Source organism: Streptomyces sp. H39-C1 (assembly GCF_027158125.1).
In the GTDB taxonomy this organism is placed as follows: Bacteria; Actinomycetota; Actinomycetes; order Streptomycetales; family Streptomycetaceae; genus Actinacidiphila; species Actinacidiphila fildesensis.
In genome coordinates, this window is the sequence record NZ_JAPVLS010000085.1 from 1 (window position 1) to 23796 (window position 23796).

Annotated in this window: 26 protein-coding genes and 1 pseudogene; 5 read left to right on the forward strand and 22 right to left on the reverse strand. The window is 66.1% G+C overall.

What is annotated here, in order from left to right; all coding sequences use genetic code 11:
* Positions 1–302: 302 nt before the first annotated feature.
* The 5 genes from O3W51_RS37890 to O3W51_RS37910 all read right to left on the reverse strand — a co-directional run bounded on the left by O3W51_RS37890 (position 303) and on the right by O3W51_RS37910 (position 6082).
* Complete coding sequence (locus O3W51_RS37890) at positions 303–2540, reverse strand: protein kinase domain-containing protein (protein ID WP_269288557.1); 2238 nt, start codon at positions 2538–2540, stop codon at positions 303–305.
* Positions 2541–2824: 284 nt separating this feature from the next.
* Entirely contained in the window at positions 2825–3262 is a 438-nt protein-coding gene (locus O3W51_RS37895; RefSeq protein ID WP_269288558.1) for a DUF488 domain-containing protein, read from the reverse strand.
* Positions 3259–3873, reverse strand: coding sequence for a DUF488 domain-containing protein (locus O3W51_RS37900; RefSeq protein WP_269288559.1), 615 nt, complete (start codon positions 3871–3873; stop codon positions 3259–3261). The genes O3W51_RS37895 and O3W51_RS37900 overlap by 4 nt, the downstream gene beginning before the upstream one ends.
* A complete protein-coding gene (locus tag O3W51_RS37905; RefSeq protein WP_443048387.1) occupies positions 3870–4670 on the reverse strand; it encodes a dual OB domain-containing protein in 801 nt (266 codons plus the stop codon). Before O3W51_RS37905 ends, O3W51_RS37900 begins: the two co-directional genes overlap by 4 nt.
* A 524-nt stretch (positions 4671–5194) precedes the next feature.
* The gene (locus O3W51_RS37910; RefSeq protein WP_269288561.1) at positions 5195–6082 is read right to left on the reverse strand and encodes a hypothetical protein; all 888 of its coding nucleotides are present in this window, start codon (positions 6080–6082) and stop codon (positions 5195–5197) included.
* 213 nt (positions 6083–6295) lie between these two features.
* Between O3W51_RS37910 and O3W51_RS37915 the strand changes: the two genes are divergently transcribed.
* From O3W51_RS37915 to O3W51_RS37930, 4 genes are all read left to right on the forward strand, one after another.
* Positions 6296–6661, forward strand: a complete 366-nt coding sequence (locus O3W51_RS37915; protein ID WP_269288562.1) for a hypothetical protein — start codon at positions 6296–6298, stop codon at positions 6659–6661.
* A gap of 796 nt (positions 6662–7457) precedes the next feature.
* Positions 7458–7997, forward strand: coding sequence for an RNA polymerase sigma factor (locus tag O3W51_RS37920; protein WP_269288563.1), 540 nt, complete (start codon positions 7458–7460; stop codon positions 7995–7997).
* Between the two features lie 141 nt (positions 7998–8138).
* Positions 8139–8534 (forward strand): hypothetical protein, encoded by a 396-nt coding sequence (locus O3W51_RS37925; protein ID WP_269288565.1) that lies wholly within the window; start codon positions 8139–8141, stop codon positions 8532–8534.
* Positions 8535–8617: 83 nt separating this feature from the next.
* Positions 8618–9235 (forward strand): hypothetical protein, encoded by a 618-nt coding sequence (locus tag O3W51_RS37930; RefSeq protein ID WP_269288566.1) that lies wholly within the window; start codon positions 8618–8620, stop codon positions 9233–9235.
* Between the two features lie 644 nt (positions 9236–9879).
* Here the strand turns inward: O3W51_RS37930 and O3W51_RS37935 are convergent.
* The 17 genes and pseudogenes from O3W51_RS37935 to proS form a co-directional block, all read right to left on the reverse strand.
* A complete protein-coding gene (locus O3W51_RS37935; RefSeq protein ID WP_269288567.1) occupies positions 9880–11535 on the reverse strand; it encodes a caspase, EACC1-associated type in 1656 nt (551 codons plus the stop codon).
* 2 nt (positions 11536–11537) lie between these two features.
* Positions 11538–11960: an effector-associated constant component EACC1 gene (locus tag O3W51_RS37940; RefSeq protein WP_269288568.1), complete on the reverse strand. Its 423-nt coding sequence runs from the start codon at positions 11958–11960 to the stop codon at positions 11538–11540.
* Between the two features lie 247 nt (positions 11961–12207).
* A pseudogene (locus O3W51_RS37945) lies at positions 12208–12405 on the reverse strand (magnesium chelatase domain-containing protein); the annotation flags it as partial.
* Positions 12405–12764: a YraN family protein gene (locus O3W51_RS37950; protein WP_269288569.1), complete on the reverse strand. Its 360-nt coding sequence runs from the start codon at positions 12762–12764 to the stop codon at positions 12405–12407. The gene O3W51_RS37950 and the pseudogene O3W51_RS37945, both read right to left, overlap by 1 nt.
* A gap of 117 nt (positions 12765–12881) precedes the next feature.
* Entirely contained in the window at positions 12882–13208 is a 327-nt protein-coding gene (locus tag O3W51_RS37955) for a DUF2469 domain-containing protein (RefSeq protein WP_138356437.1), read from the reverse strand.
* A gap of 39 nt (positions 13209–13247) precedes the next feature.
* Entirely contained in the window at positions 13248–13727 is a 480-nt protein-coding gene (locus O3W51_RS37960; protein WP_138356497.1) for an NUDIX hydrolase, read from the reverse strand.
* Positions 13727–14458 (reverse strand): signal peptidase I, encoded by a 732-nt coding sequence (gene lepB / locus O3W51_RS37965; protein WP_138356438.1) that lies wholly within the window; start codon positions 14456–14458, stop codon positions 13727–13729. The genes O3W51_RS37960 and lepB (O3W51_RS37965) overlap by 1 nt, the downstream gene beginning before the upstream one ends.
* A 65-nt stretch (positions 14459–14523) precedes the next feature.
* Positions 14524–15285, reverse strand: a complete 762-nt coding sequence (gene lepB / locus O3W51_RS37970; protein ID WP_138356498.1) for a signal peptidase I — start codon at positions 15283–15285, stop codon at positions 14524–14526.
* A gap of 34 nt (positions 15286–15319) precedes the next feature.
* Positions 15320–16600, reverse strand: coding sequence for a signal peptidase I (lepB, locus tag O3W51_RS37975; RefSeq protein WP_244809453.1), 1281 nt, complete (start codon positions 16598–16600; stop codon positions 15320–15322).
* Complete coding sequence (gene lepB / locus O3W51_RS37980) at positions 16593–17303, reverse strand: signal peptidase I (protein WP_138356440.1); 711 nt, start codon at positions 17301–17303, stop codon at positions 16593–16595. The genes lepB (O3W51_RS37975) and lepB (O3W51_RS37980) overlap by 8 nt, the downstream gene beginning before the upstream one ends.
* Positions 17304–17336: 33 nt before the next feature.
* Positions 17337–17684, reverse strand: a complete 348-nt coding sequence (rplS, locus tag O3W51_RS37985; RefSeq protein ID WP_138356441.1) for a 50S ribosomal protein L19 — start codon at positions 17682–17684, stop codon at positions 17337–17339.
* A 134-nt stretch (positions 17685–17818) separates the two neighbouring features.
* Entirely contained in the window at positions 17819–18631 is an 813-nt protein-coding gene (trmD, locus tag O3W51_RS37990) for a tRNA (guanosine(37)-N1)-methyltransferase TrmD (RefSeq protein WP_269288571.1), read from the reverse strand.
* Positions 18631–19215 carry a ribosome maturation factor RimM gene (gene rimM / locus O3W51_RS37995; RefSeq protein ID WP_269288572.1) on the reverse strand — a complete coding sequence of 195 codons (585 nt, stop codon included), beginning with the start codon at positions 19213–19215 and terminating at the stop codon, positions 18631–18633. Before rimM ends, trmD begins: the two co-directional genes overlap by 1 nt.
* Positions 19216–19363: 148 nt before the next feature.
* Positions 19364–19603: an RNA-binding protein gene (locus O3W51_RS38000; RefSeq protein ID WP_138356444.1), complete on the reverse strand. Its 240-nt coding sequence runs from the start codon at positions 19601–19603 to the stop codon at positions 19364–19366.
* A 2-nt stretch (positions 19604–19605) separates the two neighbouring features.
* On the reverse strand, positions 19606–20064 hold the full coding sequence (gene rpsP, locus O3W51_RS38005; RefSeq protein WP_138356445.1) for a 30S ribosomal protein S16: 459 nt from the start codon (positions 20062–20064) through the stop codon (positions 19606–19608).
* Positions 20065–20259: 195 nt separating this feature from the next.
* Positions 20260–20856 (reverse strand): hypothetical protein, encoded by a 597-nt coding sequence (locus tag O3W51_RS38010; protein ID WP_138356446.1) that lies wholly within the window; start codon positions 20854–20856, stop codon positions 20260–20262.
* Between the two features lie 306 nt (positions 20857–21162).
* A complete protein-coding gene (gene proS / locus O3W51_RS38015) occupies positions 21163–22575 on the reverse strand; it encodes a proline--tRNA ligase (RefSeq protein WP_164298539.1) in 1413 nt (470 codons plus the stop codon).
* Between the two features lie 152 nt (positions 22576–22727).
* Between proS and O3W51_RS38020 the strand changes: the two genes are divergently transcribed.
* Complete coding sequence (locus O3W51_RS38020) at positions 22728–23552, forward strand: SAM-dependent methyltransferase (protein WP_269288573.1); 825 nt, start codon at positions 22728–22730, stop codon at positions 23550–23552.
* Positions 23553–23796: the final 244 nt, after the last annotated feature.

Consider the following 23796-nt stretch of genomic DNA (forward strand, 5'->3'; position numbering starts at 1 on the left):
CTGAAAACCCTCGGAGCCGACAACATCGCCAAGACCACCCGGGCGATCCGCGACGAACCCCAACGAGCACTCCCCATCCTGGGCATCACCAACGAACCGGTCACCTAAGGAACTTGATCAAGCCCTGAGGCCATGGGACTCCATGGGCCCAGCAGTCCACCAACAACTTGCGCTCGCTGCTGGCCATCAGGACATTCGCCGAGCGGTCGTCGGTTTCTAACTTCCCGGCGACATAACGCCAGCCTGGAGAGGACATCAGCTCGACCGCAAGCACACGCCCACGCGATCGACCATTCTTAAGGCTACGGCGTCACCGCAGCTGCCTGGATTGCCGCGCGAAGCCGAAGGTCCACGGTTCCGTCCTGTGCCAAGCCGGAAAAGTGCCGTGCAGAGCGCGGGTGATCTCGCAGAACCGCCGCTATCAGCTGTGCCGCCTGGCCTGACAGTGAGCGCAGCCATGGTGCGATGCGATCTTGGGCACTCCACTGATCCCATGCGGCATCCCAGGTGCACATCGTGCGGGCGGCCTCTTCGAGGACATCCCAGTCGTCCTTGGCTGCGGCAAAATTCGCGATGGCATGAAGCCATACAGCGACTCGGCCAGCCTCAGCGAACTGGACCCGTCGCGTTTCTTCGCCATCAACATGGTCGGCCATAGCCTTGAAGAGGCGACCGCTGGCTCGCGGGTCGCGGGACAACCAAGGTCCTGCCTGTTCGGCGGAGAGAGCTGTAAGCGTGCGGACATACAGCTCATAGTCTTCGGGGTGATCTGCGATCAGTTCGAGCAAGGACCCCACGGCCGCTGGATCGCCGGCGCGCGTCCGTTCCAACAGGCGCTTCGCTTGTTCAGCCGAAGGCTCAGCTGGCTCAGTAAGCTCGCGGTTGATCAAATTTCGGAGGCTTTCGATGCTCTGCACCCTTTGCCGAGGATCGGCGTGTGTAGCAATTCGGGTGATGTTCCTCCACGGTCCTGGAGGAGGGAAGAGTGGCACGTTCATCTGCGGATACTCGCCGGTGAGCGCCCAGGCAATGACCCGCCCGATGCCGTAGATGTCGGCTGCTGCCGTGGCCTCGTGTGCAGCAACGAAAAGTTCAGGCGCTGCGAAGCCTTCGGTGCCGAGCTCGAAGCGGGTACGTCCTGCCTGCGTAGTCTGACCTCGCGGTCGCCGAACGATTCCCCAGTCCGCGAGAGTCCATTGGTTATCCAGCAGCAGGATGTTAGACGGTTTCACGTCGCGGTGTAGCCAGTCGTGTGCATGAGCAAGTTCCAGTACATCCATCAGCGCCTCGACCAGAGCTCGCAGCTGTACAGGGTCACTTAGGTTGTCGCACCTTTGCTCTGCGGTAGCCTGCGCCATCGGCATGACGAGCCAACCATCTGCAGGGTTGGAGTCGAGGATGGGCATGTAGTGCGCGTGCTGGCCAAGCAGTTGAGAGATTTCAATCTCTCGTCTCATCCGAGCGGCGGGGGTATCTCGCTGCGATGTTCTGCGCTTGAAGGCGACTTCGACGTCGGTTGGCTTGTGAACGGCTCGGAAGATCTGTGCCTGTCCGCCCTCTTCTTTGGGGAGGCGATCGAGACGATAGTCCCTCCGCTCCCCGCGAGCCTGAGCGCGGACCAAATCATATGAGTTAACAGCAGCGTCCTTCGCTCCAGAGACACGGATGCGTGTCCCCGGGGCCGGGGCCATGGGTCGGGCCTGTACGGGAATACGTTGCCCACCGTAAATTATGTGGCCACTGATCGAGTCTACGGGCACGAGTGCATAACCATCGCGGGCCAATAGCGAATTGAAGAGCTCTAGCAGTTTTAGCAATTCTGCTTCGTCAGTCCGCACCACAGGGTGAAGTATTTCAGAGAGGAATCGTAGGAGAACCGAGTCCGGGCCGCGCCCCAATCCGAATCGTTCGTCTGTGAAGACCCAGTCCACTTCCCAATCATCGTTGTTTACACGATGCTGGTAAATGTCGCCTTCAGCCGTTTTGAAACGCGAGTCGTAGCTTTCGAATGCATCCAGTTTGAAGATGCGCTTGAGGAACTCTGCCTCCTCTAGCCTCCCAGCCCAGTCGGTATTATGAAGTCGGAGGGTATCGAAGAGTCGCATACGGGTGACTTCGGTGATGCGGGCGGACTTGCCGTCGTCTATACGTGTGTCTTGCGGCTGGAAAAGCTTCGACTCCTGGCCTCCCTCCAACGCCTGCCGCCAGTTCATGTCCGGCGGACGGAGGACTGGCCTGACCAGGGTTCGATTGACAGCAGGTCGGTCATTCTGGGCGGCCACCTCAGCGATCGTAGGCAGCAAGTGGTCCAAGACCTCGTCATCGAAGCTGGGAGTGTCTACTGCGTCGATGTAAAGGACAGCGGCCCAGTAGTAATCGTTCCAGTTACTGGATGTCGTGTAGCCTTCCTCCGTCTGCTCGAATTCGATCCGCTCAACCGCGCGAAGTATTTCCGTCGCGCCGATATCTGAGCGAGCAGCGAAAATGGCGGCAGCCTGAGCCAAAACACGCTCTCCGAGTTGCTCCTGCTCGCTATTCATCGCCTGATTCCCCTTTGTGCGCATAGTCGGACATGGTCCGCGCCTACGTCAGTAATTCCTATTCGCTCAGGCACTGCAGGCCAACGCCCCCACATCACGTCCTCCGCTCAGATCGGTAGAACGGCTATCGTAGAACCAGGGGAGGAAACCTGATCTTCGTGAGAGTGAGCGAGCTAAGGATGGAGTTCATCTTCAAGCCGACGGCCCGCAGAGAGCGGCTCTACCAGTGCCATCTCAGGCGACTGTGGTTATGGGACGATGGCAGTTGACAGCAGCGCCGTCGCTCACGCCAGGTGCTCGATTGCGACATCGTCCCACTGCTGTGCGAGATATTCCGCGACCAGTCGGCGGTGGCAATGCCGTGCATTGTCCTCACTGCAGAGAAGGACTGCGTTGTCGAGCGTTTCCCGCCGGATGATGTCCTCAATCTGACGAACCTTCATCAATTCGACAAATCGTTCTTCGTAGGCCGCCCAGCCGATATCCCGCTTCTTGTAGGCGTCGAGCATGTCCTTGGTCGGGGCCAGCTCAGTACGATGGCTGTACTGCGCACCGCAGATCTCACCCAGGAAGTACCTCAGATCATCACGCTTGGCGAAACCGGACAGTTGGGAGACGTTATTGAGTCGAACATCTACCAGCCTTGTCGCTCCGGCTTCGCGCAATAGCCCGAAGAATTTTTCGGCGGACTTCTTCGTGAACCCGATGGTGTAGAGTTTCATCTTTCCGGTGTCCCATCGACGCGAAGCTCTTCATTGACGTAAGCGATTCGTTGTTCCTGCCGGTCGAGCGCTTCTTGGAGCCGCTCGGCTGAGGTCCGAAAGAGATCTTCCTGATCCAGTCCGAAATTAGCCATCAGGCGTCGCATTGCCGAGGCATGGCCCTCGATGTGCCCGTCACCATGAATGTGTTCGACTGCGATTCCGTCCTCGTCGAGGACGCGCGCGACGAGGACGCAACGATGACAGTCGAGTGGTTCCTGTTCGGTGCACATGATAGCGATTCGCTCGCTCTGCGAACCTTTCCGCAGGCGTTTGATGCCGCTAACGAATTCCGAGGTCCGGGCGAGAAGGTCATACCGCACTCGTGCGTCGACATAGCAAGTGAGGTCCTCGGTACGCGCGCCCAGTTCCCTTCCCAGGAAGACATACTTGATATCAACGTCCGACAAGAGACGCTCCACAGCGTACTGATTGAACTGGGGGGTAAATCGGCTGACGGGCATAGAGCGCACATCGGCGACCGCCGTGATTCCATGCTTCTGTAGCAGGCTCAGAAAACCAGTGCTGCTATGCGTGGAGTGGCCGACAGTGAATACGGTATGAAGTGTCATCGCCTGCTGCCTGTTTGGATCTTCGCTCGCTCAATAATAGCTGCAACTAATTTATAGACGTAGCCTTCGTATGGTTCCCCGAGACTCACCGTAAGGAAGGATTCACCCAGTTCGTAGACTCCTTGCGGCTTGGCCAGATATTGTAGCTCATATTCGGGATCGGTCACCCGCAGTATATATGCATGTCCTGCATAAGAAAAGTGGGCACGCAGAACCAGCCTCTGATCTCCAAATATCGCTGCAGGGATGTGAACTTGTAATGCCAGGTTGGTGACGCGTATTAGCTTGAGCGAATCCGGCAGAGCGATTGCTTCTTCAGTCGAAATCCGGTCATTGTTGCCATGATAGGTGCTGGCCCCGTTAATCCACAAAGCGCTAGGCCGCTGTTCCAGCCTCAGCAATCCACTCCACCCAACCCTGCCTGTATTCATCCAGTAGTATCGGTGATCAAGGAGCCAATTCTCAGTCTGGAAATCGTTCGGCTGAGGCCGTAGAAGTGGCACCAAGAAAATGTCAAGGACGCTCGGGTCAATTCCGTCTTCGTACTGTCTTTCGCGATCCGAGACTTCGCGGTTTGGGCGGGCGCTGACCGGGCGTACCCACTCTCCTGAGCCGTCGTCAACCATGCCTGCCACGCACCGACCCGAAAGCTTGCGAGAATTTGCCAGACAAACGAGCGTCTTTATCGGTGCCATGTGGACCCCCAAATCTGATGCATCGGCCCCTGCGGGATGGAAGCACAGCGCACTCACACGAAGCCACGACGAGCACAATGGCTTGTCAGTTCCGCAGGTCATTGGAGAGCCTACGACGGGGGAACGATACCCGTCCGCCGTTCAGGCAAGCGCGAGGTGCGAAACAGGTCGCGGTGCGCTTCGCCCACCAGGGTGGCTGGCACACGCGGGGCTGCCGGCCGCCTGGCGCCGGGTGTTGGGGTTCAGCGGGCCGGGCACGCGACCGCGCCGACGAGCCGGGCCATCGACCTCTATGATCACGCGCCCGCCTGTCGGCGGACCCCGCCGAGGTCTATCGCGACCTGAGGAACCCCAAAGCCGCCCTCGCGTGGAATCGGCAGGCCGCAGTGGTGCCGAACTGGGGGTTCACCCGGTCGATCAGCACGCGCCTGGCCATCATCGCCGCCGCCCACCCCTAGACCCACGACCTCGGCAACTGCCCTTAGCTGGGCAACTGGTCCGTCGACATCCTCACCGGCGAACGTCCGCGAGTTCAGCACCACCCCCTGGCGCGACGAACCAGCCGTCCCCGAGACCCTCACGGGACCCGCAAAGAACTCGGCATCGCCGCGTGAACGAGTCCCTGGTCAGGCCAATACGACAGGCCTTTGCAGACGCCGCGTTTCCATCTCCTCGTTGTCGATGGAGACGAAGGCCGGGACGATACTGACGACAGTATTACCGAGAACCCTCCCGTCAACGCCTGCCATGGCACCCGCAGTTCGAGTTTGAGAGCGCAGGAATGCACCTCCAGCAGCAGACGAAAAGCTCTCGGCAAGGCCGAGCCAGTCAAGATCTGGATCACCTCGAAGCGCGGCTCCATACGCAGTGAAGACGCGCTCGTGCAAGTCAGCCCATCTCTGCATCCGGAGTTTCCGAAGACCAGTCACATGTTTCTTAATTACGGGATCGGACGGTCGCCCGGTTTCCACCAACGTGTGCAGAGCTACCAGTGGATGTACCGAAGCCGAATCAAGCTCAGCCTTTGAGATGTATCGGAGCCACTCCGCCAGCGTCAGCTCCTCCGTCTTGACGATCAGCCGTGGGTGCAGTTGATCGATCCGACGCAAGTACGGCGTTGGCCGAAAGAGATACTCGACCAAGTCCTTACAGAAGGCCGGCTGCTGGCCCCAGGTAGCGTTGAATCGGTCAACGGTCAGCGATTGGAAATCTGCTTCAGAGAAGAACCCCCGAGAGGCGTGATTCCGCAGGGCGCTCGCCTTAGCCTCGGCAAAGATCGGCGACTCCTCTTCGCTCTCCGACGGCACCCCGCGGATATGACGTTCATAGATCAGGTGCAACGCGAGATCACAGAACGTCCGCGTCCGCCAGTCCCGCGCCCACTCGGCCCGGGTGTCGCTCCTCTTACTGCGGCCTACCTGCTTGAAGACCTTGGACAAGTCCTCGTCATCGTCACCTGCGACTTGGAGCCGCCACTTCTCCCACTCGGCCGGTGTCGCGTCCGTCGCTCGCATGAGCGCAACTCCCCTCAAGTAGCGTCCTCAATAGCGCAAGTGATGCACCCCGGCGCGGACGAAGTCAATGTCGATTCACAATGTTCACCTCATCGGGTGGTCCGTCGTGTTGGATGGCTTCGAAGGACGACGATGGCCGTAGCAGACGAACCTCGCTCTGCTTAGGCGTTCTATCCCAACCTCGACTCATGCGTCGCGAAAACGTGGCGTCGCATGAAGCAAGAGGAGTTGCTGATGGGAAATCCTGCGACCACTGACATCGCACGGCATCGCGTCGTTGTACCAGCGGCAGCGGGTGCCGTCCCGCTGCTTGCACCATTCATCACCGATGCCCCGTCGTTTGCGGCTGTCGCGGTGAGCGGGGTGGTCATGGTGTTGGCGTCCTTACGGCCACTTCTGTTGGTGCTCCTGCACCACTTTCGGGAGACGCAGCAGCAGCACAACCAACATGCCGAAGCGATCATGCGCGAGGATCACCATCACGCCGAAGTGATGCTAATGCTCCACAAAGTCAGCGAGGACGACGAAATCCATGTCGATGTCGCCGGAGTTGTAGCGCAGATTCGCAAGCCGGCGTGATCACGCTGTCCGCGACCGACGGCGCGTCGGACAGTGCACCACCGAGGCGGACGCTCCGGGCGCCCCTGGCTCTCTTTCGGTCGGCATCGTCCCGGTGGTCGCCGAAAGCTTGATGAGTGCCTGTTTTCGAGGCGGCGGCCGCGCCGCACGCCTCGACCACCCGGACCGGCCCGCCGCGCTCACCCCAGCGCAGCGGGCCGCCGCCGTCCATGTTCACCAGCAGGCCGCGATGCCCGAGCTGCTGGGGGCCGCACGACGGACTCGGCGACGTGGGTGCACTCGCCGGAGAACCTCAGCCGTCTCGCCGACTTCACCCGCGAGGCGGACGCTCGCCGCCGGGCCATCGAGGACCGGGAGCTCCCAGCCCCCGGCCGCCGACCTGGCCGACCCGCACCGCCAGGAGCACGAGCAGCCGCCCCCGGCCGAGTCCTCCAGCCGTGAGTCCAGGGCCCACCGAGGTTTCACATCTTTTTTCGGAAACACCTCACACGGCGGCTCCTGTAGCGCACGTACTCCCAGGGGGGTACGGGATCGCGCTGTATTGGATCACTAGCCAGGAGCCGCAAGACCGATGTCCGAGCATCTTGAGAACCAGGAGGTCCACGGGGTCCCCAAGCCCCGTCGACCGCATGTCCCCAAGAACGATCCGCACGTGAACGGGGCGGTCGTACCGGCGGGCGAGAGGGAGACGCAGCATTCAGTCGAACCGGCTGAGGCACCCAAGACGTCTACCTACCTTGATCTTCCCGCTTCCCTTCGCGAAGAATTCGAAGATCTGATCTACGACCGACACCGTGTGGCGCGGTATTTCCTCCAGCGTGGCAGCTTCGACGCGCACACGGCGGAGGAGCTCACCAGCGACACCTTCGAGGCTCTGTTGGTCAGCATGTTCAAGGGCGGCAACCCCAGGACGACGTGGCGCCAGTACATGTACGGGATCGCCTACAACAAACTGGTTGGCCAGGTCCGGAAGCAGATTGCGGATCGCGGCTACCTCGCCGACGGGGATGAGTTCCTCGCCGCTCGGGAGGACGCGGAGTCAGCCTGGGCGCACGTGGCCGACGGCGATCTGCCCACGCTCTTCCAACGGTGCATCAACATCCTGACCAAGTACGAGACGCACGTGCTGTACCTGCGCCATCACGTCGACCTGGAGTACGAGCACATTGCGCAGGTTCTCGGCAGGTCCGAGCAGGCCGTGCGCCAGGGTCACGCCTCCGCGATGAGGAAGATCCGCAACAAGCCGGTCCTCATGGCCTGGATCCGCCTGCGCTATCGGCGCCGCACGCACCCGTACGACCCCAAGAGCAGTACCTGGACGGTCCCGGAGGAGTAGATCCCGTCCCGGGTCCTCGGTATGGGCGGTCTGGTCCACCAACCATCCCGAGGGCCCGAGTCGGGAGCTACTTCTACGCAGACATCCCGAGCCAGAAAAAGATTGATCACGTGAGGCCACCGTTTTAGGGGAGTCAGTCAAATGTCATCGCTACACCGAACGAAGCGGCACCGCTACCTGCGGCTGCTTCCGTGGCACCGAACCGCCCATGACCAGTACCTGCACTACATTCTCGACCGCTCCGGCGTGCTCTACGGCACCCCGGCCACCCCCAGCAATGCACCTAGGCCATCGCGGCCCACGAACGGAAACACCACCACCGCCGTCAGTGGCACCATCGGCATGCTGGGAGTCGGCGGGGCCACCACTGCAGTGCTGAAGACGCAACTACTGCTCGCCCTGGTGTTCATCGTCATCACCGGCATCGCCTGCGCCGGCTTGATGGCCGGGATCTCCTTCACCCGCTCCGCTCACCGCGCCGACCAGTCGGCAGACACACCTCACAACTCCGCCCTCGCAGAACACACAAGGAGGTAAGCAGCACACACAAACACGGACGCCCGCTGCTCATCGGATTCCTGGTCCGAGCGGCGGGCGTCGTCGTACCACTGGAGTGGCACATGTCCTTTCTACCCGCTCGCGCACAGAAGCTGAACCTGATCGGAGCAGACGGCTTACACCCCCTCGCCCACCGGGCACAGGCCACCGCACCGTCGGCCAGCAGCGCCCCGTTCATCGGGCAGGTCCTGCCGTACGCAACCCCAGCGTTCCTCGCCATCGTGGGGTGGCTGCTGTACGCGTGGTACCGGCGCCGCGACCACCGGCGCGCGGATCTCACCGAGACCGCCGAGACCCTCGGGCGCCTGGACCTGGAAGCCCGCAGGCTCGCCGCTGCCGGCCGGGCGCTCACCACAGCCGACTTCACCGACCTGCGCGGCCTGCTGCTCTGTGCCCAGCGCGCCGCCGACCGGTGCGTCAAGGGTCGGCGCCTTCGCTCGCTGCGCTCGATGCTCATCGACGTCAGCACCCGGATAACCGTGTACGCCGATGCTGCGACTGCGGCCAGCAACGACGTCGAGGCCGCGTACATGGGGGCCACATCTGTCGTCGGGATCCCGCCGCACCTGCTGCTGACCGAGCACGTAGCACGCGCACAGCAGCAGACCCGCGCGGCCGAACAACTGCTAAGCACCGTGCACGTGGCGGAGGACAAAGTGAAGAAGCTACGCGCCTGGTGAACCGCCACCGAAGGCCCCGACACGCAGGATCTGTGTCGGGGCCTTCAGCATGTGGGTCTTCCTCAGTCGACCCGGACCGTGGCTTCGGCCGTACCTCTCGCCGGAGTGCTTGGAGCGCCTGCAGCAGCTCACCGACGCGGCCCGGCTGCGAACGCTGTACCCGTCGCCGAAGCCGCCGCCGGTCCGGCGCTGCTCACGGCAGTACACCGGCGGCCGGCCGAACCCATGGCGGTCCGCACGCCTGCTCCGACACCGTCAGGGATGAGTGCGGCGCACCCTGGCGATGTACCGCACCGGTTCGCGGCGAGTGCGGAGGTGCGCACTTCGGTCAGCACCACCACGGAAAGTCCACGACATCGTGACCGGCCGGAGAGCACGCCGCACCCGGTGCCGACCGTGCGCACCGCCCGCGTGTGAAACTGCGTCGCATTGTGCACAACGCGGCGCGCCGCCAGAGCACCAGGCGTGAGACGGCCGAAGCGGAGAAGAACCGCGGCCGGTTCGGACGCCGCCGCTAGCCTGGCCGCCCTCGGGGACTGGATCCCCCGGGGGGCTGTTTCGCCGAGATCGGACCCGCCGCTTTCGCCCGTGACTACGGCATCACGTATGCGGTACTCCGCCGTGCGCTGCGCGCTGACCGAGGGTCAGGATCCGGCCTCGTCGCGATACGCCGCGTGGTCTGCCGAATCGGCGATCCGCACGCGCCCCTCCTCGGCTTCGTGGACCATCCATTGATGGCGGATTCGGGCACCGATCTCCAGGGCGCGCGCATAGTGTTCGCCCGCCTGTGAAGAGTCGCCGGAGCGCTCTGCGGACTTCGCGACGCGAATCAGGGTCCAGCCCACCAGAGTTTCGTTGCCAGAAGCCTGGCCGGCCCGCACTGCGGCTGCGTAATGCTCCCGCTCCTGGTCGGCGTTTCCCTCCTCATGTGCCAGCTCGGCCATCTGGTGGTGGGTCCAGCCTGCAGCCGTGTAGCACTGAGGGATGTCCGATACCCCCAGGGATTGCTCGAAAAAGTCCTTGGCCGCCACCACGTCACCATGTTCACGCCGGTGCACGCCGAAGTTGTGCAGGCACCAGGCTTTCAGGAGTGCGTCGCCTGTCTCGTCGGCGATGCGATCGGCCCGGATGAAGAACTTCAGCGCCATTTCGAAGTCCCCCGCTCTCCAGCGACAGGAGCCGAGGCCGTCCCAGGCCCAGCCTTCATTCCGCCTGGCGCGGTGCTGTATAGCGAGGTCGAGAGCCGACCAGTAGTGCTCCTCGGCCTGTTCGAGTGCGCCTCCGTCACGCTCTTCAGTCGCCTGTTCGAGCAGACTCTCAAGGTCTACCGGCCCTGGACCAGCGGGTGGGACGTGTTCGACGACCTCCCCCATGGAAGCTGCTGCAGCGGCGGACACGACGCGGCTGTCGTCGCCCATGAGGAGCCGGAGTTGCTCCGCCGCACGAGCACGGACCGTCTCGTTGCCAATGCGGTACAGGTGCACAAGTTGCTCCACGCCCCCGAGGCGTTCAGTCGCATACGGGCTGCTCAGAACGCTCTGCAGGCGGGTGGGAAGGGACCAGTTGACGTTCCGAGCGATGACGATACGGCCCTCTACGTTCTCCTGTTTCTTGGGCCGCTGCTGCGGCATTTCGGTGACGACCTTGTCGTGGACGTAGGTGTAGAGCTCGTCGAGGGTGATGTCTCCGTCACCGTCGAGGTCGGCGTTGCCGTCGCGCAGCCCCTGCACTAGGTGCCCGGTGAACAGCGACCTGGGGGCGCTGCCGTGCAGTTGGTCGCCCTCGAAGGAGTACTGGGTGGCGTCCGAGGCGGTCAGCACGGTACGGCCTTTGCCCTGGAACCGCTCCAGCGTGTGTACATCTGCGTCGCCCTTGGTAAGCCGGCCGGCCGGGAAGGCGCCGCTGTAGCAGCAGTCGAGGATCAGCACCTGCCGCCGCGACATGCAGGCGCTCATGGCCCGGTCGATCTGCTCCGCGGACAGGGAGGTGAACATGAGGTTGGTGCGGCGGGTGTCGGCCGTGGCCAGGTGGAGACGGCCTTCCTCGTCCTTAAGACCGTGCCCGGTGAAGTACAGCAGGGTGAGGTCGTCGTGGGAGCGGTCCCTGAAGAACTCGCCAATGGCCACGCCGACCCGGTGGTGCGGTTCGTTGACGAGAATGGTCACCTCGAATCCGGCGATGTCCGGGTCGCGCAGCACCTCGGCCAGTGCTTCAGCGTCGTGGCCGGGCGCGGTCAGCTGCCGCAGTTCCTCGTCCTCGTACACGTACGTGGCGATCAGCAGGGCCAGCTGGCGTCCCATGGCTACTCCCCACGCGCCCCGTGACGCCGCACGAACGCGTCGATCAATTGTCGGCTCTCTTCGGGGGTCGCGTAAACCTCAATCGTGTCGCCGTCGATGGTGACCGAGACTCGGTGCCGGGCGGGTTGCCGACCGAGCCAGTCCTGCAACCACCCGACCAGTGAGGTGAGTGCTCCGCCCGGAGCACTCAGTGCCAGGACGACGGCGCCTGCAGTGACCGCGTCACCCGCCTTGGCGAGGTCGGGTGGGGCGCCGTCAGCCAGCACACGCAGCGTGTAGATATCGAGCCCGCGCAACTCGGCGCGGAGCCGCATCATCAGCCGCTCGCTCTCCGCTGCGTCCACCTCGCTGCCTGGCGTCAGACCCACTAATACATCCATGGTGCGCGCCCCCGATCGACCATGGATCTGCTTGCTCCACGGCATAGTTGACACGCTGCCGAGCAGAACAGCGCGTCGCGGATCGGGCTTCCGGCCTCAGCCGTTTGCCACAGTCCCGGTATACCCGCTCTCCGACCCGTTCGGTGCTCTCGGACACCGCACCAGCGCAAGGCCCAAACCTACTTGGCGAGCCAGTCCAGGAACAGGCTCTGAAGCGACACGGAGTCCGACTGACAGGCAGCCGCCACCGCAACAGTCGCTCCGATGACCACTCTCACGGCAGCACTCAGAAGGGTGAAAAATCTGAACACATCAACTTGACAGGGAACACGATCGCCGCCCGGACGCGGTCGCGGCTCTCGCTCAGGCTCTTGTCGGGCAGTCCGACGAGGGTGAACGCGGCCAGCCCCGGTTCGAGGTCGGCCTGGACCTCGACGACCACGCCCTCCACGCCGACCAGGGCCACCGAGCAGGTGCGGGCGAAGCCCATCAGGCCACCCCCCGCACATGCTCGACCCGGGCCGCGCCGCGGCCGGGCAGGACCACCCCGACCAGGTCGATCCGCACCCCGCCGGGGGGCGGGCCGCCGTGCTCGCTGAGCCAGTACTCGGCGAGCAGCCGCAGCCGCTCCGCCTTGCGCGGGGTGACGGCCGCCATGGGGTGCTCGTAGTCACCGCCGGTGCGGGTCTTCACCTCGCACATCACCAGCGCGTCGCCCTCGGACGCGACGATGTCCACCTCGCCGCGGCGGCACCGCCAGTTCCGTTCCAGCACTCTCAGGCCGGCCGTGGCCAGCCAGCGGGCCGCCAGTTCCTCGCCGTACCTGCCACGGGCTGCTCGTGCGTTCACGCACACCACCTCCGCCACTCACTGTGACGGAGGTGGTGCACTACAGATGATCTTGAACTTACCTGTGGATAACCCGGTCGGAGAGGCCGGTCAGCGGGCCGTCATCCCCACCCGGGGTCAGCTGTTGAAGCCCGCTTCGTCGGACGACAGATCGAGATCGGCCTTGTTCAGCTCTTCAATGTTCACGTCCTTGAATGTGAGGACCCTGACCTGCTTCACGAAGCGGGCCGGCCGGTACATGTCCCACACCCAGGCGTCAGCCATGGACACCTCGAAGAAAACCTCACCCTGAACCGAGTGCACCTGCATCTCGTAATCGTTGGTCAGGTAGAAACGCCGCTCGGTCTCGATCACATATTTGAACAACCCGACGACATCGCGGTACTCCCGGTAGAGCTTCAGCTCCATCTCGGTCTCGTACTTCTCGAGGTCCTCGGCGCTCATCGCATGTTCCCCTTCAGCCGTACGTCCCCCCATTGTGCGTCAGTCACGCTCCGTCCCCAGCGGGATCGGGAATTGTGGGGGTCCTTCGTCGAGCAGCGTACGCAGCAGCCCGGCGAGCCTGATCGGGTACACCGTCTCACGAGAGGACAGAAGTTCCTCGCAGGTCCACCACCGAAGCCCGGTGACGCTGCGCCGCTCCAGTTCGGTGTGCCCACCGGTGTCGAACTCGGTGGTGCTGGTGCGGGCCAGGTAGTACCACTCGTCCTGCTCCCACTGGCGCCCGTCGAACGCGAACGAACACGTCCGCTCCCACAGCACGGGCCCCAGTTCCACCGAGGTCATCCCGGTCTCCTCGGCCAGTTCCCGGCGGGCCGCCGCGGCCAGGCTCTCGCCCTCCTCGACCCCGCCGCCCGGAGTGAACCACCAGGTCGTCGAAGGGTCGGCCGGTTCGCAGCCGTGCAGCAGCAGGATGCGGTCGGCGGGATCCAGCAGGACGACCCGGGCCGCGCGGCGCCTGATCACCGGCGGCGGCGCAGTCTGCGGGCGATCGGACCGTACGCCGCGCCGCCGAGGATCAGCACCGCTCCGGCGAACACCGCGACGGTGATCCAGCGCAGCGGTCCCTGCTGGGAGACCCCGCCGGGCAGCGCGGTGAAGTTCTTGGCCCGGTCCACCATGCCGAGCCGCCCCAGCGGCCACGCCACGGCGTCCACCCGGGCCCGGACCGCGCCGCGCGGCACCGTACCGGTCTCGCCGCCGGTCATGTGCACACGGGAGTCCAGCGACTCGGCCCGGTTGTCGCCGAGGAGGAAGAGCTGCCCCTTGGGAACCGTGGTCTTGAAGGGCGTGATCGACGCCGGTCCGCCGTGCAGCAGATAGCTCTCCTCGACCGGTTTGCCGTTGACGAGCATCCGGCCCTGCTTGTCGCAGCAGGTGATGACGTCGCCGTCCACGCCGACGACGCGCTTGACCAGCGTCGCGCTGCCCCACAACTGGTCCTGGAAGACCACGATGTCGCCGCGGCGGACGTCCGACCCGTCGACACGCTGCGCAAGGATCCGGTCCCCCGGCTCCACGGTCGGCTGCATGGACTGGCTCGGCACGGTGTAGGGCCGGTAGGTCACCGCTCCCCAGGCGAAGCCGCCCAGGAACAGCACACACCCCATGGCTACGGCCAGCCCGGACAGTATGTGTCCGAGCCGGCCGTCATCCCTACGTATCGCACTGCTGCTCGTGGAACTGCTGCTCATGGATCCGCACCCTACCCGGCGGTACCCGCCGAGGTCAGCAGTCCCCGGCAGGCATTTCCGGCTGGTCAGCCGGCGGAGCCCTCAGCGGCCTCCGCGCCCTTGCGGGTCAGCCGGCGCCGGCGCATCAGCACCAGCGGAAGCGCGCCCACCAGGCCGGCGGTGGCCGGCAGCGCGGCGCCCGCCGCGTTGATCCCCGGCTGCTCGAAGGTGTCGGGGATGGGCAGCATGCCCCAGCGGTTGATGGGCCAGGCCTTCACGAAGGCACGGCCGACCACATCGTCGAGCGGGACGTACCCGTTGCCCGGCTGGTCCATGTGGTACCGGGAGTCCAGCGAGTTCTGGCGGTGGTCGCCCATCATCCAGATGTGGTCCTTGGGCACCGTCACCTTGAACGGCTTGTCCATCGTGCACGGAGTGTTGTCCGGGTAGACGTACGGCTCGACGAGCGCCTTGCCGTTCACCTTCAGCGGACCGGTGCCGTTGCATTCGACGGTGTCGCCGCCCACGCCGATGACCCGCTTGATCAGGTCCTTCTCCTGCGCGGAGGGCATCAGACCGATGAAGCTGAGGGCCGACTGCAGCCCCCGCGACACCGCGTTGCCGCTGGGCGGCGGGTTCTCGGGCAGCCAGCCGCCCGGGTCGTGGAAGACGACGACCTCGCCGCGGTCGGGCTCGGAGCCGAACCACGGGGTCAGCTTGTCCACCAGAACCCGGTCGCCCTCCTGCAGGGTGTTCTGCATCGAGTCCGACGGGATGGAGAACGCCTGCACCAGGAACGTCTTGATCAGCAGCGCCAGTACCAGCGCGATGCCGATGAGCAGGGGCAGTTCCTTCCAGAACGACCGCTGCTTGCGCTCCGGCCTACGGCGCCGGCCCGCCGCGCCGCTGTCCTCGCCACCGGCCGCACCGGGTTCCGGCGCGGGTTCGTGCCCGGACTCGTTCTCGTGCCCCGCATCGGGGGCCGAGCCGCCGTCCGCCGTCTTCTGGACAGAGCCCGCCGGGATGTCCCCGTCTTCGGGCTCGCCGGATCCGGATCGTGCGCCGACCGCCAGGTCCCCCACGTTCACTCCTCATTCCACGCTGCCGCCTGCGCCATGACTGACGCAGGCCCACCACTCCCATAACGAGCGGGAGTTCCGCAGGAGTCGGGAGGGGGTTCGTTCCTTGCTCATTGTTGGCCGTGCCCACCTTAGTCGGCGGTTCCAGTGCACTTGTGCCGGTCGACCGCGCGTCGGGCACCGAGGCGTACGTCCCCGGCTCCTCCAGTTTGCGCCAATGACCCAGCGGCCACGCGATGACGAACGCCCGGCCCACCACCAGATCCAGTGGCACCGTCCCCTGACCTGCCTGGTCCATGTGGAAACGGGAGTCGGCGGAGTTGGAGCGGTGGTCCCCCATCACCCACACCCGCCCCATGGGCACCTTCACACTGAACTGCGACTGCGAGGGGATATCACCCGGATTGATGTACGGCTCGATCAACGGAGTGCCGTTGACGGTAATCCGGCCGTCCTTGTCGCAGCACTTCACGGTGTCACCGCCGACCGCGACCACCCGCTTGATCAGGTCCTGTTCGCCCGAGGCCGGCAGCAGTCCGATGAAGGTGAAGAACTCCTTCACCTGCTTGACCACCACCGGATCCGGCTTGGGCTTGGGCTCGTTCGCCAACCAGCCGCCCGGGTCCTTGAAGACCACGACATCGCCGCGCTGCGGCGTGCTGCCGAACCACGGAGTCAACTTGTCGACCAGCACCCGGTCGCTGATCCTGATGGTCTGCTCCATCGAACCGGACGGGATGACGAAGGCCTGCAGCAGGAACGTCTTGAGCACCAGGGCGATCAGCAGCGCCACGACGAGCAGCAGCGGTACCTCACGTGCCGCCGACCGGCGCCGCTTGCGCTTGACCTTGCGGGCCAGCTTGCGCCGTTCCGCCCGGGTGGGCCCGCCGCGCGGCACGGATCCGTAGCCGAAGCCGTCGCCGGATCCGCCGCCATCGCCGCCGCCATCGCCGGTGCCGGATCCGTTGCCGGAATCGCGCCCCGGGCCCGTCCGGGCGTCCGTGCCGGCATGCATGCCGGCACGGACCGGCCGGACCGCGCCCGGCCGGTGGTGCCCGTACCGCGGCCTGCCGCGGTTACCCACGGCCCCGACCTGGTTCGGGTATGGCGGCGAAGACCGCCGGACGGTCCAGGGACCGCATACGCCCGATCGGCCAGCCGATCCAGTCGGCCCGCCCGATCACCTCGTCCAGCGGGACGGTGCCGCCGCCGGGCTCGCCGAGATGATCCCGGGAATCCCGGGAGTCGCCACGGTGGTCACCCATCACCCACAGCCTCCCTGCCGGCACTTGGATGTCGAACGGTACCTGGGAGGGTGTATCGCCCGGATACAGATAGCCCTCGTCCAGCGGATGACCGTTCACCATGAGCCGGCCCAGCGCGTCGCAACAGGTGACCCGGTCCCCGCCGATACCGATCACCCGCTTCACATAGTCGGTCCCGCCGGTCCGGAGGAACGATCCGTCACCGTCGAAGACGACGATGTCGCCCCGCTCCGGCTCCCGGCCGAAACGGTACGCCAGCTTGTTCACCAGCACCCGGTCCCCGATCTGCAGCGTCCCCTCCATCGATCCGCTCGGAACGAGGAACGGCTGCACCAGGAAGGCGTTCGCCAGGAAGAGGGCGGCCACACAGGCGACGGCGGGCAGCGCCGTACGCCACCAGCGGGCCACGGACCACCACGGAGGCAGGGACGACGGGGACACAGCGAAGCGCGACCGCCGCTTCCCCTGCTGTTCAGCGGGGGAAGAGCGATCGCGCTCCGGGAGTTCTGCGTCCGTGTCCATCGAGCGGAGAGCCTATACGGCCCCGCGATGGGCTCAGTTGTCGCGCTTCTCCTTGATCTTCGCGGCCTTGCCGCGCAGCTCACGGAGGTAGTACAGCTTGGCGCGACGGACGTCACCGCGGGTCACGATCTCGATCTTCTCGAAGATCGGGCTGTGCACCGGGAAGGTACGCTCGACGCCGACGCTGAAGCTGACCTTGCGGACCGTGAAGGTCTCGCGGACGCCGGCGCCCTGGCGGCGGACGACTACGCCCTTGAACTGCTGCACACGCGAGCGGGTGCCTTCGATGACACGCACGTGGACGTTGATGGTGTCACCGGGGCGGAACGCCGGGACGTCGTCACGCTTCGAGGCGTTGTCGACGGAGTCGAGAATATGCATGAAGATCTTCTGCTTCCTTCGCCCATGCCACAGGTCATCGGCGGAACTGTCGTGATGATGATTCGGAATGCCGCTCCGTCGGGCGAACGTCGGTCCCCCTGTGGCAGGGGCGCCGCCGGACGTACAGCAGGCGCCTATTCTTCCACGGCGGAGGCCGAGCGCCCAAATCGGCCGTCCGGCAGCTCATCCCAGCCCAGCTCCGCCAGGAGTCTGCGGTCCAGCTTGTCGAGCGCGGCCGGGTCGCAGCGCTCGATCAGGTCCGGCCGGTTGGCGGTGGTGCGGCGGAACGCCTCGTCACGGCGGAAGCGGGCGACCTTGCCGTGGTGGCCGCTCAGCAGCACCTCGGGCACCTCGCGCTCCCGCCAGACGGGCGGCTTCGTGTAGACCGGCCCCTCCAGGAGGTCGGCCATCGCGCCGGGCGCGAAGGAGTCGTCGCGGTGCGACTCGGCGTTGCCGAGCACGCCGGGCAGCAACCGGGCCACCGCCTCGACGATCACCAGGACCGGGGCCTCGCCACCGGCCAGGACGTAGTCGCCGATGGAGACCTCGCGCACGTCGAAACGGTCGCCGTACTCCTCGATGACCCGGCGGTCGATGCCCTCGTAGCGGGCCGGCGTGAAGACCAGCCAGGGCCGCTCGGACAGTTCGACCGCGAGTTCCTGGGTGAACGGCAGACCACTGGGCGTCGGGACGACCATCACCGGCCGCTCCTCCCCCGCTTCCGAGGTCACCGCGTCCAGCGCCTCGCCCCACGGTTCCGGCTTCATCACCATGCCGGGGCCGCCGCCGAACGGGCTGTCGTCCACGGTGTTGTGCCGGTCGTGGGTCCAGTCGCGCAGGTTGTGGATCCGCACATCGAGCTGCCCGCGGGCCCGCGCCTTGCCTACCAGCGACACGTTCAGCGGTTCCAGGTACTCAGGGAAGATCGTGATGACGTCGATACGCATCAGGCAGTGCCGTCAGCGCCGTCGGAGTCGCGGGTGCCGCCCTCGGTGTCGCGGGTGCTGGCGATCTCGGCCTCGGCCTCGTCGAGCAGGCCGGGCGGCGGGTCGATCACGGCCCGCTGGTTCTCCAGGTCGATCTCCGGGACGATCTCGCTGACGAACGGGATCATCACCTCGGTACCGTCCGGGCGCTCGACGATCAGCAGGTCCTGTCCCGGCAGGTGCGAGATCTCCAGGATGCGGCCGACCTCCGTACCGTCCACGGTCACCACGTCGAGGTCGACGAGCTGGTGGTCGTAGAACTCCTCGGGGTCCTCGGGCAGCTCCGCCGGGTCCACCTCGGCGATCAGCAGGACGTTACGCAGCGCCTCGGCGCCGTTGCGGTCCCGTACGCCCTCGAAGCGCAGCAGCAGACGGCCGCTGTGCACCTTGCCGGACTCGATGGTCAGCGGGCCGGCGGTGGCCGGGTCCGTGGCCAGTACCGCGCCCGGTCCGAGCCGTACCTCCGGCTCGTCGGTGCGCACCTCGACGGTGACCTCACCCTTGATGCCGTGGGCGCGCCCGATCCGGCCGACTACCAGCTGCACTCTGCTTGCCCTTCACTAAGAATCTGTTCACGCACGGAAGAACCTGTTCCCGCAGGACGGATCCGTTCACGACGATCCGTCCCGGAACACGACAACGGGCCGGGGCCGGCAATCGCCGCCCCCGGCCCGTGCCGGTACTGCATTGGTCTCAGCGGACCTGATCCACGTCGACGAGGTCGACGCGGATGCCACGGCCGCCGAGGGCGCCCACGACAGTACGCAAAGCGCGTGCGGTGCGGCCGTTGCGGCCGATCACCTTGCCGAGGTCGTCCGGGTGGACCCGGACCTCGAGGACGCTCCCGCGGCGCAGGGTCTTCGCAGACACCTGCACATCATCGGGATTGTCGACGATGCCTCTCACGAGGTGCTCGAGAGCCTCCTCGAGCATGCTCAGGCCTCGGTGGTCTCGGCCGGGGCCTCAACAGCGGCCTCGACAGCGTCATCGGCCTTCTTCTCGGCCTTCTCCGCCTTCTTGGCCTTCGGGGTGATTGCCTCACCCTTGGGCTCGTTGCCGGCGTCCTTGGCAGCGGCCTCGAAGAGGATCCGCTTGTCGGCCTTCGGCTCGGCGACGAGCATCGGAGCCGGGGCCGGCAGGCCCTTGAACTTCTGCCAGTCGCCGGTGACCTTGAGGATGGCCATCACGGGCTCGGTCGGCTGTGCGCCGACACCCAGCCAGTACTGGACACGCTCGGTGTCGACCTCGATGCGCGACGGGTTCTGCACCGGGTGGTACAGGCCGATCTCCTCGATGGCCCGGCCGTCACGGCGGGTACGGGAGTCGGCGATGACGATGCGGTAGTGAGGCGAACGGATCTTGCCCAGACGCTTCAGCTTGATCTTGACTGCCACGGGAGTGGGTTCTCCTGGAATTGACGAGGTTGGGCACAGCGGACACCCACGTGGGGTTGTGGGATTCGTGCGCCCAGCGGACGCGTCAGCCGAAGGAGAGAGGGTTCCTGCACGGCTGTCGAGTTCTCAGCTGGCTATTCTGCCACACGGTGACACGCCCGGCTAATCCGAGCGGCCCAGCGGCTTCGGCTCACCTCACCCGACGCCGGCGCCGACGACCTCCGGGATCCGGAACGCCTGTCCGCAGGCCCCGCACATGATCGGCGCCTGGGCGAGGACGGACGGTACGACGCGGACGTTGCGCCCGCAGTCGCAGACGGCCTTGACCCGCACTCCCCCACCGGACGAACCGTGCCGCGCCGCCGGACCGCGGAAACTGCGTCCCGTGTCCGCGGTGGTCGCGACGGTGTGTGCCTTCAGGGCCCGGTGCAGCCGGTCCATGGTGGCTCGATAGCGCTTCTTGGTGTCGGGGCGCAGACCGACCAGGGAGAAGCCGCTGCTGGGATGCGGCTCCTCGGCATGGTCGAGGCCCAATTCATCGGCGATCGCCAGAAAACGGCGGTTGTGGTAGCGGCCGGCTCGCGACGTGTCACGGACGCCGCGTGCTGCGGCGACTCCGTGCACGGCCTCGTGGAGCAGCCTTTCGAAGGAGAGCTCGGTCCCGCAGGCGGACGAGGACTCTCCGATAAGGGACTCTGGCGCGGCCAGATCCGGCAGTTCGGGGTGGTGCCGTTGAATGTCGGCCCACGCGACTGCCAGCTCGGCGGCGAGAACTGGTGGTGTCGTGCTCACGCCGTGACAACGAGCCGGGGTGGCCCAGTGTTCCGATTCCGGGCCACCCCAAATAATTTGCACTCATCGGTCAGTTCCGGAGGATGCGTCCGGCGCGGGGCGGGAGCGGAGGATAGTGGAGAATCCGAACACCCGCCCCGAAGTCGGGACGTATCACCGAAAAATTACGACCGTTTCCGGCCAGCTACCTTCGGCTACCGACGGAGGACCGTCAGCGACCAGCGGTAATGGCCCAGCCCGCGAGCTCCGCACGGAACTCCGTACCGATCCGTACAGAGTTCAGTACGTGGGATCGGTGCGCAGGACTCAGTACGCGCGGGCTACGACCGCGAGCGTGCCCGGGGCGTCGTCGGAGTCCGGCACGGTGCCGTCCTCGGCGATCAGGCAGCGCACGGAGACGCTCTGCTCGGCCAGCTTGGCCTCGCCCTCCGGACCGAGATCGGCCCACGGGATGCGGGCCCAGCCGGTGGCGGCGGCCTCGGCCGCCTCCCCGATGGTCGCCACGTCCACGGTGCGCGACTCGCGGCGCTCCAGGCTCTCCCGCAGCAGCTGTGCCTGGTCCTCCTCAAGGATCCCGGGGATCAGGGCCTCCAGCGCGTCGAGCGCCACCGGCTCCTTGCCGCCGGGGATCCGGCGGGCCAGCATCGCGGTGCCGTTCTCCAGGTCGCGCGGACCGACCTCGACCCGCACCGGAACGCCCTTGAGCTCCCAGTCCACGGCCCGGCGGCCGAACGGCGTGTCGGTACGGGCGTCCACCTGGACGCGGATCCCGGCCGCCTTGAGGCGGGCGCCGATCTCGTGCACCTTGGCGATGACCGTGTCGTCGCCCTTGATGGCCAGCACGACCACCTGGACCGCGGCGAGCCGCGGCGGGACGCGCAGGCCGTTGTCGTCGCCGTGCGACATGATCAGGCCGCCGACCATCCGGGTCGAGACGCCCCACGAGGTCTGCCAGACGTGCTCCTGCTTGCCCTCGCCCGACAGGTACGAGGTGTTGAACGCCTTCGCGAAGTTCTGGCCCAGCTCATGGCTGGTGCCCATCTGCAGGGCCTTGCCGTCGCCCATCATGCCCTCGAGGGTGAGGGTGTTGATCGCGCCGGCGAAGCGCTCCTTGGCGGTCTTCCGGCCGAGCACCACATCGATGCCGAGGACGTTCACCATGAAATCGGCGTACACGTCCTGGTGGATCCGCGCGGCGTAGGCACGCGCGTCCTCGTAGGTGGCGTGGGCGGTGTGGCCCTCCTGCCAGAGGAACTCGGTGGTGCGCAGGAAGATCCGCGGACGCATCTCCCAGCGGACGACGTTCGCCCACTGGTTGATCAGCAGGGGCAGGTCGCGGTAGCTCTGCACCCACTTGGAGAAGTACTCGTTGATGATCGTCTCGGAGGTGGGGCGGACGACGATCGGCTCGTCCAGCTCCTTCCCACCGCCGTGCGTGACGACCGCCAGCTCGGGGGCGAAGCCCTCCACGTGCTCGGCTTCGCGCGTCAGGTACGACTGCGGGATGAAGAGCGGGAAGTAGGCGTTCTGGGCGCCCGCGTCCTTGATGCGCGCGTCCATCTCCTGCTGCATCCGCTCCCAGAGGGCGTATCCGTAGGGCCGGATCACCATCGTGCCGCGCACCGGGCCGTTGTCGGCCAGTTCGGCCTTGTTGACCAGGTCCTGGTACCAGCGGGGGAAGTCGACCGCCTGAGGCGTGAGAACGGGGGGCTTTGCCATGCCGCAGATGTTACGGGGCGATGACCGCCGGACGTGAATCGGGCCGCCCTCTGGACGGGAGCCCAAAACCGGAGTTGTCTGGCTTTCGGGGACATGCACAAAGCACCGGGGGGCACACGAGGACGGCGACTCGGCTGATTGGGGCGGCTCCGATGACACCCACGCTCGTTCGCGGATCCAGAACACGCGCCGATACCAGGGCGCGGGACTGGGCCGAGATCCAGGAGCGGATGCTGGTACCGCTCTACGAGGCCGTGTACGACCGGCTCGACGTCGGCCCCAGCACCCGGCTGCTCGGGCTCGGCTGCGGATCCGGCCTCGCGCTGCTGATGGCCTCGGCCCGCGGCGCGGCCGTCACCGGCTGCGATCCCGACGAACGCCGGCTCGCGCTCGCCCGTGAGCGGCTGCTCCCCGAACCGCGGTGGGGCGCTCCGGCCCGGCGCAGGGCCCGCGCGGAGTTACGTTTCGGCGGACCCGGCCGCCCGGCGGACCGGGCGGCCGCGCCGTTCACGATGGTGACGGCGCTGGATCCGGCGTCGCCCTGCGACGAACTGCGGCCCGACCTGACGGCGGCGGCCCGGCTCACGGAGCGCGGCAGTCCCGTGGTGCTGGCCGGCTGGGGTCCCTCCGAGCGATGTGCCACCTTCCGGGTGCTGTGTGTCGCGGCGCGGCTGGCGGAGCCGCGCGGCCACACGGTCAGGAGCCGGCTCAGCGGTCGCGACGACCTGGAGGAGCTGGCCCGGGACGCCGGACTGCGGCCGGACGGCTCCGGCCGGGTGGCCTGCCCCTTCGGCTATCCGGACATGGACAGCGCGGTCCGCGGACTGCTCTCCACCGGTCTGTTCGACCCGGCCGCGGAGGCCACCGACCAGCCGCAGGTGGAGAAGGAGCTGGCGGAGGCGCTGCACCCGTACCGGCGGGCCGACGGGACGGTCCGGATGGAGAACGTCTTCCGGTACGTGGTCGCCCGCGTCTGAACTCCGTGCCGTACGCCGGCGGGGAGGCGACCCCGCGGGCGTACGGCACATCCGCGGACCACGCCGACCGCCCCGGACACCGGGGCTTCTGACGGGGCGGCACCCGGTTCGGCGCCTCCGTGGCAGCACCCATGGCACTCCGATGCCAGCGCCGCTCGCGCCAATTCCGGAGTAAATCGTACGATCAGGTCACAACCGGTAGCTTCCTGCCGCCGCACCCCCCGATGGGACGGAGAGGAGCCCG

Coding starts and splice junctions, on each gene's coding strand:
- lepB (WP_138356438.1), bottom strand. CDS start 14,458: ATGAGCAGCAGTTCCACGAGCAGCAGTGCGATACGTAGGGATGACGGC.
- O3W51_RS37890 (WP_269288557.1), bottom strand. CDS start 2,540: ATGAATAGCGAGCAGGAGCAACTCGGAGAGCGTGTTTTGGCTCAGGCT.
- rplS (WP_138356441.1), bottom strand. CDS start 17,684: ATGCATATTCTCGACTCCGTCGACAACGCCTCGAAGCGTGACGACGTC.
- O3W51_RS37895 (WP_269288558.1), bottom strand. CDS start 3,262: ATGAAACTCTACACCATCGGGTTCACGAAGAAGTCCGCCGAAAAATTC.
- O3W51_RS37940 (WP_269288568.1), bottom strand. CDS start 11,960: ATGCCGTGGAGCAAGCAGATCCATGGTCGATCGGGGGCGCGCACCATG.
- O3W51_RS37935 (WP_269288567.1), bottom strand. CDS start 11,535: ATGGGACGCCAGCTGGCCCTGCTGATCGCCACGTACGTGTACGAGGAC.
- O3W51_RS37905 (WP_443048387.1), bottom strand. CDS start 4,670: ATGACCTGCGGAACTGACAAGCCATTGTGCTCGTCGTGGCTTCGTGTG.
- trmD (WP_269288571.1), bottom strand. CDS start 18,631: ATGCGTATCGACGTCATCACGATCTTCCCTGAGTACCTGGAACCGCTG.
- proS (WP_164298539.1), bottom strand. CDS start 22,575: ATGGCAAAGCCCCCCGTTCTCACGCCTCAGGCGGTCGACTTCCCCCGC.
- O3W51_RS37955 (WP_138356437.1), bottom strand. CDS start 13,208: ATGAGCGCCGAGGACCTCGAGAAGTACGAGACCGAGATGGAGCTGAAG.
- lepB (WP_138356440.1), bottom strand. CDS start 17,303: ATGGACACGGACGCAGAACTCCCGGAGCGCGATCGCTCTTCCCCCGCT.
- O3W51_RS37910 (WP_269288561.1), bottom strand. CDS start 6,082: ATGCGAGCGACGGACGCGACACCGGCCGAGTGGGAGAAGTGGCGGCTC.
- O3W51_RS37930 (WP_269288566.1), top strand. CDS start 8,618: ATGTCCTTTCTACCCGCTCGCGCACAGAAGCTGAACCTGATCGGAGCA.
- O3W51_RS38000 (WP_138356444.1), bottom strand. CDS start 19,603: ATGCTCGAGGAGGCTCTCGAGCACCTCGTGAGAGGCATCGTCGACAAT.
- O3W51_RS37915 (WP_269288562.1), top strand. CDS start 6,296: ATGAAGCAAGAGGAGTTGCTGATGGGAAATCCTGCGACCACTGACATC.
- O3W51_RS37900 (WP_269288559.1), bottom strand. CDS start 3,873: ATGACACTTCATACCGTATTCACTGTCGGCCACTCCACGCATAGCAGC.
- O3W51_RS37925 (WP_269288565.1), top strand. CDS start 8,139: ATGTCATCGCTACACCGAACGAAGCGGCACCGCTACCTGCGGCTGCTT.
- O3W51_RS38020 (WP_269288573.1), top strand. CDS start 22,728: ATGACACCCACGCTCGTTCGCGGATCCAGAACACGCGCCGATACCAGG.